The following is a 14,818-nucleotide window of genomic DNA, read 5'->3' on the forward strand; positions in this document are numbered from 1 at the left end:
AACGCGAGGATACGCATGTCTGGGCACAACAAGGTCGCCATCATCACCGGTGCGGGTTCGGGCGTCGGCCGCGCCGTCGCGATCGCCTTCCTCAAGGACGGGTATCGCACGGTCCTCGCCGGGCGTCGGGTGGACGCGCTGGAGGAGACGATCAAGCTCTCGGGCGCCCCGGCCGCGCAGGCGCTCGCCGTCTCGACCGATGTGACCGACCAGGCTTCCGTGAAGAACCTCTTTGCCAGGACGAAGGAGACTTTTGGCCGCCTCGACGTGCTGTTCAACAATGCCGGCGTCAATGCACCGGGCGGAATCCTGCTCGAGGATCTCTCGCTGGAGCAGTGGCAGGCGGTGGTCGACACCAACCTGACCGGGCCGTTCCTCTGCACGCAGGAGGCCTTCAAGCTGATGAAGGACCAGAGCCCGCGCGGCGGTCGCATCATCAACAACGGCTCGATCTCGGCGCAGGTGCCGCGCCCGAACTCGGCCGCCTATACCGCGACCAAGCACGCGATCAGCGGCCTGACCAAGACCGCATCGCTCGACGGCCGCAAATACGACATCGCGGTCGGCCAGGTCGATATCGGCAATGCACTGACGGAGATGGCGCAGAAGATGACGACCGGCGTGCCGCAGGCCGACGGCTCGATCAAGGTTGAGGCGGTGATGGACGTGGCGCATGTCGCCTCCACGGTTCTGCACATGGCGAGCCTGCCGATCGAGGCCAATGTGCTGTTCGTCACCGTGATGGCGACCAAGGCGCCGCTGGTCGGGCGCGGCTGATCTCTCGGCGTCACGGCTGGGCCTGTCCCGGTCATGACGCCTTGCGTCGCCAGCTCGTTGCAGGACAGTGGGATGCCGGCCTTGAGGAGCGCCTTGCATGTCCGCGTTCGAGACGAACACGCCGTTTGAAGACATGGAAGGTCGGGGCGGGCCCGGCCATGACGGCAAGGCGCAGGCACGCATGGCCCGCGCCTATCGCCTGACCATCTGGGGCATCGCGCTCGGCATTTTCCTGTTCGCCGCCCATGTCGTGGTCTGGGCGCACGGCATCGGCAACGCCCAGCTGCTCAAGGACGGCGTCGACTGGGTCTACGACGTCCTGCTCTACGGCATCGCCGCGCTGGTCTTCGGCCGTGACGAGCGGGCCGAGCGCTGGGCCGCGCTCGGTATCGGGGCGGTCATGGCGGTCGCCGGTATCCACACGCTCTACGACCTCTGGGACAAGATCGTCAGCCCAAGGCCGATCGAGATCTGGACGCTCGGCTTCTCCGCGGCGAGCGCGATCGTCATCGCCATCCTGATCGTCGGCCTGCTCTGGCGCTTCCGCCGCGAGACCAATCCGGTGATCAAGGCGACCTGGCTCTCCAGCCGCAACGACGTGATCTCGACCACCGGCTTTGCGCTGCTTGGTCTCGTCGCCCGCGTCGCCCCGGTGCGCTGGCCGGAATATCTGTTCGACCTCATCGTGGCCGGCATCTGCTTCCAGGCGACCTGGGCGATCTGGAAAGCTGCCCGGGCGCCGCAGGACAAAACCCTCCCAGCGGAAGCCTGACAAGGGCCTTTCGGAAGGATCTTCCCCTACGGCAGGCGCCGGGGGACGGTTCTTGTCCGCACCCGGCAAACAAAAAAATCCTGTTCGGCTGTTCCTGCGCGGCCCTGGCGGCGACGATCTCCCTCCCGATTTCTCGATCAAATGGACGGAGTTGAGGCGATATGGCTGGGAAGAGGCGACTGGGATGGGTGCTCGGTTCGGTGCTGGGGGGGCTCGCATCGATCGGGGCTGCCTGGGCGAATGGCGGTCCGCTGGTGACGACCGAATGGCTCGAGCAGAACCTCGCGAATCCGACGCTTCGCATCGTCGAGGTCAGCGTCGAGCCTGGGCTCTATGAACGCGGCCATATCCCGGGGGCGCAGAACGTCGTCTGGCACACCGATCTGGTCGAGACCGTGTCGCGGGATATCGCGACGCCTGAGAAATTCCAGGCGCTGGCCCGCAAGCTCGGCCTCGACAAGGATACGACGGTCGTTCTCTACGGCGACAGCAACAACTGGTTCGCCGCCTGGGGCGCCTGGGTGTTCGACATCTACGGCCTGCGCGACAACGTGAAGCTGCTCGATGGTGGCCGCAAGAAATGGGAGCTGGAGAAGCGCCCGGTCGCGACCAGTCCGGCACCGGTCAAGGCGTCGGGCTTCACCGTCTCCCAACCCAACCGCACGCTGCGCGCGCGGCTGACGGATGTCGTGAATGTCGTCGAAAGGAAGTCGGATGCCCGCATCCTCGACATCCGCTCGCCCGACGAGTTCTCGGGCAAGATCATCGCACCGGCTGGGTTCCAGGAACTGGCGCTCCGCGCCGGCCATATCCCAGGCTCCGTCAACCTGCCCTGGGCACGCGCAGTAAACCAGGCTGATGGCACGATCAAGCCGGTCGAGGAGCTGAGGAAGCTCTATGCCGAGATCGGCATCGACGGCTCGAAGCCGATCATCACGACCTGCCGGATCGGCGAGCGATCGAGCCATAGCTGGTTCATCCTGTCGCGCCTGCTTGGCTACCAGGTCGCCAATTATGACGGTTCTTGGACTGAGTACGGCAATGTCGTCGGCCTGCCGATCAATAACCCGGCGGGCACGGTCTGGAGCGGCAAGTGAGCGCCAGGCTGGCGAGTCTGCCCGGGCAGCATCCATGAGCATGTCCGACGACACTGGCGCGCTCGATTATCAGCGGGCGCGCGAAGCCGCCTCGGGCGGAATTGCTGCCGATGAGCTGCAGTTCCCGCCTGCGCGCTTCGTGGCCGCGACGGCCGTCGTCCTGGTGCTCGCCGGGGCGATCCAGCTCGTCGGAACCCATGGCGACCCGGCACCGCGACTGCAGCTCTCGCTGATCCTCGGCGCGGTCTTCGGTTTCGTGCTGCAGCGCTCCCGCTTCTGCTTCCTCTGCATCTGGCAGGACTGGCTCGACCGGCGCGACCCCCGCGGTCTGCTCGGTATCCTGACTGCGCTTGCGGTCGGCATCGTCGGCTATACCCTGATCTTCGGAGCCTGGCTGCCCGACCCGTCGGGGGCACGGCTGCCGCCGACGGCCCATATCGGTCCGGTCGGTCCTGTGCTGGTTCTGGCGGGCCTGGCTTTCGGCGCCGGCATGGCGATCTCCGGCTCCTGCATCAGTGCCCATTGGTACAGACTGGGCGAAGGCTCGCCGACCGCGCCCTTCGCGCTGATCGGGGCCGGGCTTGGCTTCGGGCTCGGTTTCCTGAGCTGGAACGAACTCTACCTGCTCAGCATCTCGGAATCCGCGGTGCTCTGGCTGCCGCGCCATCTCGGCTATGCCGGCGCGCTGCTCGGTGGCCTTGGCGCGCTGGCCGCACTGGCGCTCGTGCTGTTGCGGGCAGGGCAGCCGATCGGCGGGACCGAAGCGGAGTCACAAGCCCCTTTGCATCAGGTCTTCGTCGCGCGCTGGCCGTCCTGGCTCGGCGGTCTCTTCGTCGGCCTCGTCGGCATAGCAGCCTATCTGCGGCTGAGCCCGCTCGGCGTCACGGCCGAACTCGGCTCGCGCTCACGGCAGGTGGCGAACGCTTTCGACCTGCTGCCGGAGCGGCTGGAAGGCCTCGACAGCTTTCGCGGCTGCGCCACGGTGATCCGTGACGCCTTGCTGACGCCGAACGGTCTGTTCGTCATCGGCCTTGTGCTGGCGTCCTTCTGCGCTGCGCTCGCTTCGGGCGAGTTCAGGCCGAGCCTGCCGCGTCCGCCACAGATCCTGCGTGGGATTCTGGGTGGCGTGCTCCTCGGCTGGGGAACACTGGTCGGGCTTGGCTGCACGGTCGGCACGCTGCTCTCGGGCGTATCGGCAGGCGCAGTCTCCGGCTGGATCTTTGGTGTGGCGCTGCTGGTCGGAGCTACGGTCACACTGAAACTCGGCCGCCGACTCGGAGTGCTGAGTTAGGCGGGTCTTCCCTTGGAGCGCAACGAAGCCATCGAAAGGGCTGCTCTGTTGCCTCGCGATCGGTCAGTCGGCTGCGCCTCCTCCCAAAGCGGGGAGGAGGTGTAAGCGCGAGGAGCCGCGCATCCGCAGATGCGCAATGGCGCGCAGACATCGCCGTGCGGATTGCTATAACGGGGCAGACGTTCAGAGGACGCCGCCCATGACGATCGCTGAGAAACTGCCTTCCATCCTGATCGCCAATCGCGGCGAGATCGCTTGCCGCGTCATCCGGACAGCCAGGCGCCTGGGCCTGCGCACCATCGCGGTCCATTCCGACGCCGATGAGGATGCACTCTTCGTAGAGATGGCGGACGAGGCCTATCGGATCGGTCCTGCGCCGGCCCGTGAAAGCTATCTCGACGCCGAGAAGATCCTGGCCGTTGCCAGGCAGGCGAATGCTGCCTGCATCCATCCGGGCTACGGCTTCCTCTCCGAGAATGCCGATTTCGCCGATGCCTGCACCGCTGCCGGCATCGTCTTCGTCGGTCCGCCGGCCTCGGCCATTCGCGCCATGGGCTTGAAGGATGCAGCCAAGGCGCTGGTCGAGAAGGCGAAGGTGCCGGTGGTCCCGGGCTATCACGGCGCCGAACAGGATGTCGGCTTCCTCGCGGGGCAAGCCGAAGTGATCGGCTATCCCGTGCTGATCAAGGCGGTCGCGGGTGGCGGCGGCAAAGGCATGAAAAAGGTCGATCGGCCAGAGGATTTCGCCGACGCGCTCTCCAGCGCCCAGCGTGAAGGCAAGAGCGCCTTCGGCGATGCCCGCGTGCTGGTGGAGAAATACGTGCTCTCGCCGCGCCATGTCGAAATTCAGGTCTTTGGCGACAGTCATGGCAATGTCGTCCACCTCTACGAACGCGATTGCTCACTGCAGCGCCGGCACCAGAAGGTGATCGAGGAGGCCCCGGCTCCGGGCATGAGCGCCGAGGTCCGGGCGGCGATGGGCAAGGCAGCCACCGAGGCGGCGCGCGCTGTCGGTTATGTCGGCGCCGGCACGGTCGAGTTCATTGCGGATGGGCGGGAAGGCCTGAGGGCCGACCGCTTCTATTTCATGGAAATGAATACGCGCCTGCAGGTCGAGCACCCGGTCACGGAGGCGATCACGGGGCTCGATCTGGTCGAGCTCCAGCTCAAGGTGGCGGCTGGCGAGCCGCTCGGCTTCACCCAGTCCGATGTGCAGGCGAATGGGCATGCCGTCGAAGCGCGGCTCTATGCCGAGGATCCCGAAAAGGGGTTCCTGCCGTCGACCGGCAAGCTCTGGGCGCTGCAGTTCACCGAGGGGGAAGGCATCCGCATCGATACGGGCGTCGAGGCCGGCGACACGGTGACGCCGTTCTACGATCCGATGATTGCCAAGGTCATCGCCCATGGCGCCGATCGCAATGAGGCGCTCGACCGACTGGCGCAGGCGCTGGGCGAAACGATCGTCGCCGGGCCGCGCACCAACCTTGCCTTCCTCAAGCATCTCGCGGAGGCCGAGGGCTTCCGGCAGGGGCCATTCGATACCGGTTTCATCGATCGTAATCTCGATGCGCTGGGTGCCGTGCCGCAGCCGCTTGATGCCGCTGCGGTAGCTGCTGCCGCGCTGCAGCTCGAGGAGCAGCGCCAGGAGGCCGGCCTCGTTGCAGCGGCGGCGCATGAGGGCGGGGCGCTTTCGCCCTGGGTCGTTCCCGATGCCTTCTCGCTGATGCCGCGCCAGCCGCTTGGCCTGCCGCTCTCAGTCGACGGCGAACGGATCGATGCCCGGATCGAGTGGCATGAAGACGGTGCGCGCGTCAGCCTGCCTGGCCATGAGATCGATGAGGGCGAGCACGAGATCACGCTGGCGCAGGCCGAGCGGGGCGTCTGGTTCGCGCTGCACCGCGGGCGGCAGACGACGGTTTCGCTCTACGATCCGTTTGCGGTCGATCTCGACGCCGCCGCGGGGTCTGGGGGCGTCATCAAGGCGCCGATGCATGGCAAGCTGATCGCGCTCTTCGTCCAGCCCGGCGAGCTGGTCACCAAGGGCCAGCGGCTCGCGATCGTCGAGGCGATGAAGATGGAGCATGTGCTGACGGCTCCGCKCGACGGCACCGTGACTGAAGTTGCCGGTCAGCCGGGGGCACAGGTGGCCGAGGGCGCCAAGGTCGTGGTGCTGGGAGAGTAGGGCTCCAACTGATTTCGGTTATCCCAGCGTTGCTGGCCCGCCATCGTTGATGCCACCGCCGCGCTTCAGCGGGATAGCCTTGTGCCAGCCGAGAATTGGGCCGGCTCTAGGTTTCATCGAGGAGCGCCGCAGCCTTTTCCGCGACGGCAAGATTGATCTCTGCAAGCGGGTCGTCGTCGCCGAGGAACCAGGCGGCCKACAATCCGCACCAGGCCAGGAGCCAGCTCAGCAGGCGGCGGCGTTCCAGCCCCGATTTCTCCAGAACGATCTCCAGCCGACGCTCGAAACGCCCCGGGACGATGGCGACAGGCGGATCGGGGTCCGAGAGATCGGGATCGCAGAACAGGATCGTGTACTCGAAGGCGCGGTCGCCGAGCACACATTTCGGGTCGATGGCGAGCCAGCCGCGCGACTCGAAATCGAGCACGTTGTCGTGGTGGAGATCGGCATGCAGCGGCACGATCTCGCGCTGCGCCGGGAGCAATTCGGTCGCCGCCGCAGCAGAGCGCGCCAGGATGCCGCCCCGCTGCGAGGCCATCGGAAACAGGTCGGCAAACCAGGTTTCGAGCGGAATGAGGCCGGCCGGTGCCGGGCCGCGCGGTTTGTGCAATCCCGCGATCGCTTCGCACAGGATCGCCGTCGCCTCGTCGTCGGCAGCGGCGCTGTTGCGAGCCATGGCCGAAAGCGAACGTTGGCCGGTCGCGCGTTCGAGCAGCATGGCGTCGCCGGTCGGGCTGCGGGCGAGCAGCCGTGCCGCCCCCTCGCCAGCCCAGTATTCCAGCGGCAAATAACCGAGGCGCTCGTCGGGCGCCTCCGGCAGCTTCAGCATGGCGGGTGCGCCGCGATGCCTGACAGGGAGAAGGTGGCTGCTATGGGTGACGATCGGCACGCCGTCGGGCACCAGGCCCCAGCGTGCGAGATGGGGCGCGAAGTCATAGTCCGGCATGGTCTCTCAGGTCGTCTGCGTGCGGTTGCGGCCGATCAGCGGATATTGCTCGACCTCGTAGATCTGGCCGGAGACCGGCGCGCTGTCGTCGGAGAGCCAGAACGCTGTGTGGGCGGCGATCTCGTCGGGCTGCATGATCCGGCCCGTCGGGGCGAAGACCGGCGAAACATGGTTCTGCCAGCCCGGCTCGCGCCCCTCGCGCTGCTGGGTCGCGTCCTCGTTCGCCGTAAAGGTCCAGCCAACATTCAATGCGTTGACCCGGATGCGTTCCTGCCCGAGCGCATCGGCGAGATTACGCGTCATCGTCGTCAATGCGCCCTTCGACATGGAATAGACCGTCAGGTCGCTCTGGCCGCAGAGCGCGTTGATCGAACCGACAGTGACGATGGCGCCTCCGGATTTCTGCAGGCGGAAGGCGGCGATCGCCGCCTCGGCGCACAGAAGCGGGGCGCGGGTATTGATCGCGAAGACATGGTCGAAGAAGGCGGCCGTGGTCTCGCCGATGACGCCGCGTGGATAGATGCCGGCATTGTTGACCAGCCCGTCGATGCGGCCAAAGGCCCCGACGGTGGCGTCGACGAGCACCTGGGCGGTGGCGGGCTCGGCGAGGTCGCCAGCCGCGCCTTGCGTGGAGGCTCCGAGCTTGGCGCAGGCGGCCGCCACATGTGCGTCGTCCTGGCCATGAACCAGGACTTTGGCGCCTTCGGCGACGAGACGCTCAGCCATCGCATAGCCGATGCCCGATGTGCTTCCGGTAACGAGAATAGCCTTGCCGGCAAGTCCACGCATGTTCTGGGTCTCCTTCTCCCGGTACTGAGGTATCGCGTCTCTCGGCTGTCGTCATCCCGGGTCAGCGCAAGCAGAGCCCGGAGACGGCTGAGAGCGGGCGATCCAGCCTCTGTGGAGAAACTCCGGCAACGCTGGCCCGGTTCGCCAGGGGGGATTAATATGCGGCCATGGCCTTGCACATGCTCAAACTCTGCGTCGGCGCCGAATCCATTCGCGATCTCGAGGAATGGGTCGAGGAGCAGATGGCGTTGATGCGCCGGCTCGGCCGCCGGGAAGAGCAGACCCATACCACCCGCATGGTGCCCAAGCGCATCGAGGAGATCGTCGATGGCGGCTCGCTCTACTGGGTGATCAAGGGGCAGATCTCGGCGCGCCAGCGACTGACGGATATCCGGCCTTTTACCGATGGCGAGGGGATCGGGCGCTGCCATCTGGTGATGGAGCCGGTGGTGATCCCGGTCGAGCCCCGGCCGTTCCGTCCCTTCCAGGGCTGGCGCTACCTGCAGCCCAAGGACGCCCCGCGTGACATCGGCCAGCATGGCGGCGACCTTGCCGAGATGCCCGAAGAGATGCGGCGCGAACTGGCTGGGTTGGGACTGCTCTAGGCTGGCGTTCTCTCGCGGAGCGGCCGGCTGCGCCCCCAAGGGCTGCTCGGGGTCCGGGTTAGCCCGTCACACGGAAATATTGTCGATCAGCCTCGTTCCGCCGAGGCGCGCCGCCACCAGCAGCCTGATCGGGCCGTCGGCCAGGCCGGTGACCGGGGCCAGCGTCTCGGCGTGGCGGGCCTCGAGATAGTCGAGCTCGAACCCGGCGGTGATGATCTCGCTTTGCGCCTGGCCGACCGCCTGGAAGAGCGGGTCCTCGTTGCGGATGCGCATGGCAAGGTTTTGCATGACATGGTGGAGCACGGGCGCCAGCGCGCGTTCCTCAGGGGAGAGGTAGCGGTTGCGTGAGGACATCGCGAGGCCATCCGGCTCGCGATGGGTCGGCGCGGGGATGATCTCGATGCCGAGATCGAGGTCCGCCGCCATCCGCGTCACCACCTTGAGCTGCTGGTAGTCCTTCTCGCCGAAGACGGCGCAATCAGCCCGGCTCTGGGTGAACAGCTTGCAGCAAATCGTTGCGACACCCTCGAAATGCGTCGGGCGGAAGCGATCGTCGAGGCCGACGGCGGCCGGGCCGAGCAGCAGCACGCGGCTGGCGAAGCCCGCCGGGTACATCTCCTCGACCGAGGGGAAGAAGATCGCGTCCGCCTGCGCCGCTTCCAGCAGGCTGCGGTCGGTGTCGAATGTGCGGGGATATTTCTTGAAGTCTTCGTGCGGGGCGAACTGGGTCGGATTGACGAAGATCGAGACGACAACGCGGCGCGCATGCTGCTGCGCCAGCTTCACCAGCGCGATATGGCCCTCATGCAGGGCGCCCATGGTCGGCACCAAGGCGACCCTTTCGCCCGCTGCGTGCCAGCCCGCCACCGCCCGGCGCAGGTCCCGGACCGTCTCCACCACCGCCACCTGCGTCATCGGTTCTCTCTCCATCGGCCGGAGACGGGTAGCAAATGCCGGAGCGATGGCCAATATCAGGTTTGGATTCGAGTTTGGCAGCGTGATGCGCCCGGGACCCTGATGACGCGAGAGACCGACAAGGCTGTAGGCAAGGCGGCGGGCGTTTCGCCCAATGCGCCACAGGCCGGCCATTCCGCGCCGGGAGAGATCGACAGGTTCCTCGGCGCCGCCAAGCAGCTCGCACCGCTTGCGACCGGGCAGGCCGGTCGGCTCGTCTTCGCGCTCGACGCCACGATGAGCCGTCAGCCGACCTGGGACCTCGCCTGCTCCCTGCAGGCAAGAATGTTCGAGGTCGCGGCCGGCTCCGGCGGGCTCGCTGTGCAACTCGTCTATTTCCGCGGCTTTGCCGAATGCCGCGCCTCGGGCTGGATCGGCGAACCGCGCCGCCTGACCGGGCTGATGACGCAAATTGCCTGCGAAGGCGGGCAGACCCAGATCTCGCGTGTGCTCAGGCACGTCCGCGACGAGGCCAGGGCAGTGCCGGTGCGCGCCTTCGTCTTCGTCGGCGATGCGATGGAGGAGGATGTCGACACGCTTGCCACCCTTGCCGGCGAACTCGGCCTGCGCGGCATTCGCGGCTTCATGTTCCAGGAGGGGGGCGATCCTGCGGCAAGCGCTGCCTTCGCCTCCATCGCGCGGCTGACCGGTGGCGCCTATGCGCGTTTCGACGCGACTGCGCCGGGCTCGCTGCTCGATCTGCTGCGCGGCGCTGCCGCCTATGCCAGCGGAGGACGCGAGGCGATGCTGAAGCTTGCCGGTGCGAGCCCCGCCGTGAAGGGCCTGCTCGCCGCCATGGATGGAGGCCGTCGGTGACGCTGCTCTACGGCATCGCCGTCGTGATCCTGCTCTGGTGGGTTTCGAAGCTCTTCACCGGGGCCAATCCGCAACTGCTGGCGAAGGCGCTGAAGACGCTGGGTGGCGTTCTCTCGCTTGGCGTGGCGGCTCTCATGATGCTGCGAGGCCGGCTCGACATGGCGATCTTCGTCGGCGGTATCGGAGCCTGGCTGCTCGGCTGGAGTGCCTATGGGCCCGGCGGAATGCGCTTTCCCTGGAGCGGCGGGGCCCGGGAGACACCGGGCGCGCGCTCGCGTGTCTCGTCGACATTGCTGGAGATGGAACTCGACCATGATAGCGGCGGCATGACCGGTAAGGTCAAGGCCGGCGCTTTCGCCGGCCGCGATCTCGATGCGCTGAGCCTCGACGAGATCGCCCGTCTGATGCGGGACTGCCTGGCGGGGGACCCGGAGGGAGCGCGGCTGCTAGAGGCTTATCTCGACCGCCGGACGCCCGGCTGGCGTGAACACGCTGATGGTCACCGCGACGCGGGGCAGGGCGGCGCGACGCGCCCGGGCGCGATGACGCAACAGGAGGCCTACGAGATCCTGGGGCTTCAGCCTGGGGCGGGCGAGGAGGCGGTCCGCGAGGCCCATCGAGCCCTGATGAAGCGGATCCACCCGGACGCCGGAGGCACCAGCGGGCTTGCTGCTCGCGTCAATCAGGCCAAGGATGCTCTGCTGAAGTGAGATTCCGGGCTGGAACGACATGGCTGAGGTCCTTTCCCAGTTCGTTCAGCCGCGGATCGCGAAGCAGGAGAAGCCGTCGCGCTTGAGCTTGGCGCAGGCGTTCTGAGCGTCCTTCGGATCCTCGAAGCCGGCGAAGCGGGCGCGGAAGAGCGTGGTGCCGCCCTTCTCGACCTTCTCGGTGAAGGGGGATGCCTCGGCGAGCGGGCCTGCGGCCTTGGCGCGGGCCTTGGCCAGGATATCCTTGGCCTTGGCTTCGTCATCGGTGGCGCCGAGCTGGATCACCCATTTGCCGGATGGGATCGCGGTTGAACCGCTGCGTGCATCGCTCGCCTTGTTGCTGTCCTGGGCCTTGGCGAGCGTCGTGGTGCCGGCAGAGGGAGCCTTGGCCTGGGCGATGGCCGGGGCGACTTCAGGCTGGCGCAGTTCGACCTTGGCGGGCTCGGGAGCCCGGGCGACGGGCTTTTCTTCAGGTTCGGCAACCTTTGCAATCGACGAGGTGACATCGACATTCGCCGGGGGGCGCAGGATCTTGCCGTCAACCGGCGGGGCGCCGATCGACCAGCGCATGGCCGAGGGTGTGGTCGTCGCGGTGACCGGACGCATGCCGGAGAGCGGCAGCGGCTGAGCGCCGAGATTGATCGGGCGCGGCGGCGCGATCGGTGTGGTGGTGGTCGCGGCATAGGCGCGGGCAGCCGCCGGGACTTCCGGCTCGCTCTCGACGCGCGGACGCGGCACCGGCCTTGGCGCGGGCTCGCTGGCGGCCGCATGCTGGACGGGAGCCGCGGCAACCTGGGTCGCCTGATGCGGACGCTCCTGCGCCGGCTCGGCCTCGGCGACCATCGGGGCGGACCGTCCGCCGGCCGCGGCGCGCGGCAGATTGGCGGCGACCAGGTCGGCCATGATCTTGTCGCGGCTGGCGCCCGAACGGCCGCCGAGCACGACCGAGACGATCTGGCGACCATCCGACTTGGCCGATGTCATCAGGTTGAAGCCCGAAGCGTTGGTGTAGCCGGTCTTGATGCCGTCCACGCCCTCGACGCGGCCGAGCAGCTTGTTGTGGTTGCGATAGGCGCCGCCCGCATAGTTGAACACGCGGGTCGAGAACATCGGGTAATAGCGCGGGAAGCGTTCCTGGATCGCGCGGGCGAGAATGGTGAGGTCGCGCGCCGTCGTCAGGTTCGGCGGATTATGCGGCAGGCCATGCGGGTTGTAGAAGCTGGTCCGGCTCATGCCGAGCGAGCGGGCGCGCGCCGTCATCATCCGTGCGAATTCGTCCTCGGAGCCGCCGACATTCTCCGCGACCGCCATGGCGACGTCATTGGCCGATTTGGTGATCAGCGCCATGATCGCGTCGCGCACCTCGATCGTCTCGCCGGGCGCGAAGCCGATCTTGGAAGGCGCCTGACGCGCCGCGTAGGACGAGACCGTCAGCTCGGAGTTCATGTTGAAGCGGCCGCGCTCGAGCTGCTCGAACAGCAGATAGAGCGTCATGACCTTGGTGAGGGAGGCGGGGATGCGCGGGGCATCCTCATTCGCCGCGTGCAGCGTGCGACCGCTCTTCACGTCGACGACCATCGCCGCATAGGGCGGCGTATAGCCACCGCCCACATGGCGCCGCTTCTTGCGTGCGGCCTCGGCAGGGGACGCGGCCACGCTGAGCGCGACGGCGACAACACCGATCAGTCCGACAAGTGCGCGAAGACGCACGCGCCGGGAACCTACGCTACCAGAACTCATGCAACCCGCCTCAACCCAGTACTACTGTTCCCCGGTCTCCGCGGCGTCTGGCGACGTGGCGCGAAGGACACAGTTGGGAAGGTTAGGATGATGGGGTTACGGAGCCGTTAAACGGCGAAAGATCGTGATCCGATCCCGCTCCCGGATGGGCTCCGGGCGGAATGGCATTACCCAGCGTTTGATGCATTGCAGCGCGGCCTTGACTTTTATGTTGCGCTGCACAATATACAGGAAGTCCCCGGTGGTGAACAGTTTCATCAGGCCTTGGGGCGTGGAAACAGGGCCTACGGGCTCGCCAGCAAGGAGGCAACGCTAACGCGTTGTGGGAAGAATGATCCAGCAGTTCGAGACGATCCAGAAGGCTTCCAAGGATAACGTTGATGCGGCTCTGAAGGCCTTCGGCGTCACCTCGAAGGGCGTGCAGACCATTGCCGTCGAAGCCACCGACTATGCCAAGAAGTCCTTCGAGGCCGGCACTGCCGCCATCGAGAAGCTGGCTGGCGTCAAGACGCTCGACAAGGCGCTTGAGATCCAGGCCGACTTCATCAAGACCTCGTTCGAGGGCGCCGTTGCCCAGATGACCAAGATGGGCGAGCTCTACAGCGCCCTGGCCAAGGACGCCTACAAGCCGTTCGAAGGCATCGTCGCCAAGGTCACCCCGACCGCTAAGTGATACCGGGCCTGCTGCCGCGCCGCCTCATAGCGGCGCGCTGCGGGCAGATAGCGTTGAGTTTCGGAAAGCCCGGCCATCTGGTCGGGCTTTTTCTTTGCGGAGGCGCGAAAGCTCCCGATCTCGCTGGACGGGACGGGAGCACGCCTGATGGAGTCCCGCTTTGAGTGCAGATCAGGCAGATCGCCTCTGAGCGCGACCAACCTCCGAAGGGGAGAGGGCCTTGGCGCCCGCGCCTTATCGAGAGTGCGAGAGGATGTTCAGGCCCGCGACATTCGCCTCGATCTGTTGCCAGCCCAGGGGAAAGTAGAAGGGCGTGTTGTCAGGCGTCGCGCAGAGATAGACCGTTGGAAAGCCCGCCTCGAAAGCCCTTGCCGCCGCGGCCCGCACCAGTGCCGCTCCTACGCCCCGGCGGCGCTGCGCGGGATCGACCCACAGCGCCGCAATCCAGGGGCTGTACCCGGGCCGTTCGTCCATATCGTTGTCGATCAACGACACCGTTCCGAGAAACCGTTCGCCCGCGGCAGCGACAAGCGCAGCCGGGATGATTTCGGGTCCGAGGCTTTGCCGAACGCGGTCGTCGATCTGCTCGAGGAGGTATCCCTCGTCGCGCCACCATGCCTTCCAGATCCGGTCGGACACCGCCTCGCGGAAATGTGGCCGTTCGCTCAGCGCCGTAATCTCGATGGTCTGGTCAGTCGTCGTCATCATCGCACCGGCTTTTCCAAGGGGCAGTTCGCAATGGCAAGCCAAAGGCGGTCGCGCTATGGGAGAAGGCGAAGTTACGCTGGCCACGCGGGCGGCCAATGTACGGAACCGGACTGCGGGATGCCTCACGACATGATCGTTACCGGCGCCGGTGCCTGCAACACCTTCGAGACCGAACGACTCTTGCTTCGTCCGCGTACGCTGGCCGACACCAATGATTGCCTCTGCATGGATCGTGAGCCGGAGGTCACCCGCTTCGTCAGCGGTCCATGGTCCGACCCATCCGCCCACCGGGAATTCATCGAGAATCGGACGTCCGGCCCGTGGCTGCCAGGCATGGGCTACTGGACGATCGTGCTGCGCCAGGAGCCTGCCGTTTTCGTCGGATGGGTGCTCTTGATTCCCGTCGACGCAGTCGGACCGGACATCGAGATTGGCTGGCGGCTTCGCCAGCGGTTCTGGGGTCAAGGATTGGCCACGGAAGCCGCGCGACCCGTTCTGACCCACGCCTTCGAGGTGCTGAAGCTCTCGGAGGTCGTTGCGGAGATCGACCGCGAGAATCTCGGTTCCCTGCGGGTTGCGGAGAAGATTGGATTGAAGCAGCGGGGGGCCGCGCCGCATTCGGCAAAGCCCGCTGTCCGGTATTCACTGACCTTCGGCGAAGCTGCAACGGCTTCCTAGCGCCCTCGACCGCCGTGATTGGGGATGGCGGCCGAAGCGAAGAGCCATGTCGACCTTGTCGTCAAGCAGGGCGTAATCGTCGC

16 protein-coding genes are annotated in these 14,818 nt (G+C 66.7%); 10 read left to right on the forward strand and 6 right to left on the reverse strand.

Going from position 1 to position 14,818, the window contains the following annotated elements; genetic code table 11:
- Positions 1-15 precede the first annotated feature (15 nt).
- From AC1DGP_RS11455 to AC1DGP_RS11475, 5 genes are all read left to right on the forward strand, one after another.
- Positions 16-777 carry an SDR family oxidoreductase gene (locus AC1DGP_RS11455; protein WP_476832160.1) on the forward strand — a complete coding sequence of 254 codons (762 nt, stop codon included), beginning with the start codon at positions 16-18 and terminating at the stop codon, positions 775-777.
- Between the two features lie 97 nt (positions 778-874).
- Positions 875-1,549, forward strand: coding sequence for a cation efflux transmembrane domain-containing protein (locus AC1DGP_RS11460; RefSeq protein WP_476832161.1), 675 nt, complete (start codon positions 875-877; stop codon positions 1,547-1,549).
- Positions 1,550-1,710: 161 nt separating this feature from the next.
- Positions 1,711-2,646, forward strand: coding sequence for a sulfurtransferase (locus AC1DGP_RS11465; RefSeq protein WP_476832162.1), 936 nt, complete (start codon positions 1,711-1,713; stop codon positions 2,644-2,646).
- A 40-nt stretch (positions 2,647-2,686) separates the two neighbouring features.
- Positions 2,687-3,937 (forward strand): YeeE/YedE family protein, encoded by a 1,251-nt coding sequence (locus AC1DGP_RS11470; RefSeq protein ID WP_476832163.1) that lies wholly within the window; start codon positions 2,687-2,689, stop codon positions 3,935-3,937.
- 199 nt (positions 3,938-4,136) lie between these two features.
- On the forward strand, positions 4,137-6,119 hold the full coding sequence (locus AC1DGP_RS11475) for an acetyl/propionyl/methylcrotonyl-CoA carboxylase subunit alpha (protein WP_476832164.1): 1,983 nt from the start codon (positions 4,137-4,139) through the stop codon (positions 6,117-6,119).
- A gap of 106 nt (positions 6,120-6,225) precedes the next feature.
- Here the strand turns inward: AC1DGP_RS11475 and AC1DGP_RS11480 are convergent, their stop codons facing one another.
- On the reverse strand, positions 6,226-7,065 hold the full coding sequence (locus tag AC1DGP_RS11480; protein ID WP_476832165.1) for an aminoglycoside phosphotransferase family protein: 840 nt from the start codon (positions 7,063-7,065) through the stop codon (positions 6,226-6,228).
- Between the two features lie 6 nt (positions 7,066-7,071).
- Positions 7,072-7,854 carry an SDR family NAD(P)-dependent oxidoreductase gene (locus AC1DGP_RS11485; protein WP_441508941.1) on the reverse strand — a complete coding sequence of 261 codons (783 nt, stop codon included), beginning with the start codon at positions 7,852-7,854 and terminating at the stop codon, positions 7,072-7,074.
- A gap of 167 nt (positions 7,855-8,021) precedes the next feature.
- Between AC1DGP_RS11485 and AC1DGP_RS11490 the strand changes: the two genes are divergently transcribed.
- Positions 8,022-8,459, forward strand: coding sequence for a DUF1489 family protein (locus tag AC1DGP_RS11490; RefSeq protein WP_113519247.1), 438 nt, complete (start codon positions 8,022-8,024; stop codon positions 8,457-8,459).
- A gap of 66 nt (positions 8,460-8,525) precedes the next feature.
- Here AC1DGP_RS11490 and panC read toward each other — a convergent pair whose 3' ends face one another.
- The gene (panC, locus tag AC1DGP_RS11495; protein WP_441508943.1) at positions 8,526-9,374 is read right to left on the reverse strand and encodes a pantoate--beta-alanine ligase; all 849 of its coding nucleotides are present in this window, start codon (positions 9,372-9,374) and stop codon (positions 8,526-8,528) included.
- 102 nt (positions 9,375-9,476) lie between these two features.
- On the opposite strand from panC, the gene AC1DGP_RS11500 reads away from it, so the two are divergent.
- Both AC1DGP_RS11500 and AC1DGP_RS11505 read left to right on the forward strand, forming a co-directional pair.
- On the forward strand, positions 9,477-10,229 hold the full coding sequence (locus AC1DGP_RS11500; RefSeq protein WP_441493243.1) for a VWA domain-containing protein: 753 nt from the start codon (positions 9,477-9,479) through the stop codon (positions 10,227-10,229).
- Positions 10,226-10,939 carry a J domain-containing protein gene (locus AC1DGP_RS11505; protein WP_476769100.1) on the forward strand — a complete coding sequence of 238 codons (714 nt, stop codon included), beginning with the start codon at positions 10,226-10,228 and terminating at the stop codon, positions 10,937-10,939. The genes AC1DGP_RS11500 and AC1DGP_RS11505 overlap by 4 nt, the downstream gene beginning before the upstream one ends.
- 45 nt (positions 10,940-10,984) lie before the next feature.
- Here AC1DGP_RS11505 and AC1DGP_RS11510 read toward each other — a convergent pair whose 3' ends face one another.
- Both AC1DGP_RS11510 and AC1DGP_RS11515 read right to left on the reverse strand, forming a co-directional pair.
- On the reverse strand, positions 10,985-12,676 hold the full coding sequence (locus AC1DGP_RS11510) for an SPOR domain-containing protein (RefSeq protein WP_441493241.1): 1,692 nt from the start codon (positions 12,674-12,676) through the stop codon (positions 10,985-10,987).
- A 96-nt stretch (positions 12,677-12,772) separates the two neighbouring features.
- Positions 12,773-12,934: a hypothetical protein gene (locus AC1DGP_RS11515; RefSeq protein WP_476769098.1), complete on the reverse strand. Its 162-nt coding sequence runs from the start codon at positions 12,932-12,934 to the stop codon at positions 12,773-12,775.
- A gap of 73 nt (positions 12,935-13,007) precedes the next feature.
- Here AC1DGP_RS11515 and AC1DGP_RS11520 point away from each other — a divergent pair, with 73 nt between their 5' ends.
- Positions 13,008-13,349, forward strand: coding sequence for a phasin family protein (locus AC1DGP_RS11520; protein WP_069880213.1), 342 nt, complete (start codon positions 13,008-13,010; stop codon positions 13,347-13,349).
- Positions 13,350-13,583: 234 nt separating this feature from the next.
- Here AC1DGP_RS11520 and AC1DGP_RS11525 read toward each other — a convergent pair whose 3' ends face one another.
- Positions 13,584-14,057, reverse strand: a complete 474-nt coding sequence (locus AC1DGP_RS11525; protein ID WP_476769096.1) for a GNAT family N-acetyltransferase — start codon at positions 14,055-14,057, stop codon at positions 13,584-13,586.
- 117 nt (positions 14,058-14,174) lie between these two features.
- Between AC1DGP_RS11525 and AC1DGP_RS11530 the strand changes: the two genes are divergently transcribed.
- On the forward strand, positions 14,175-14,735 hold the full coding sequence (locus AC1DGP_RS11530; RefSeq protein ID WP_476832166.1) for a GNAT family N-acetyltransferase: 561 nt from the start codon (positions 14,175-14,177) through the stop codon (positions 14,733-14,735).
- Positions 14,736-14,818 lie beyond the last annotated feature (83 nt).

This window comes from Allobosea sp. 05T433 (genome assembly GCF_056396065.1).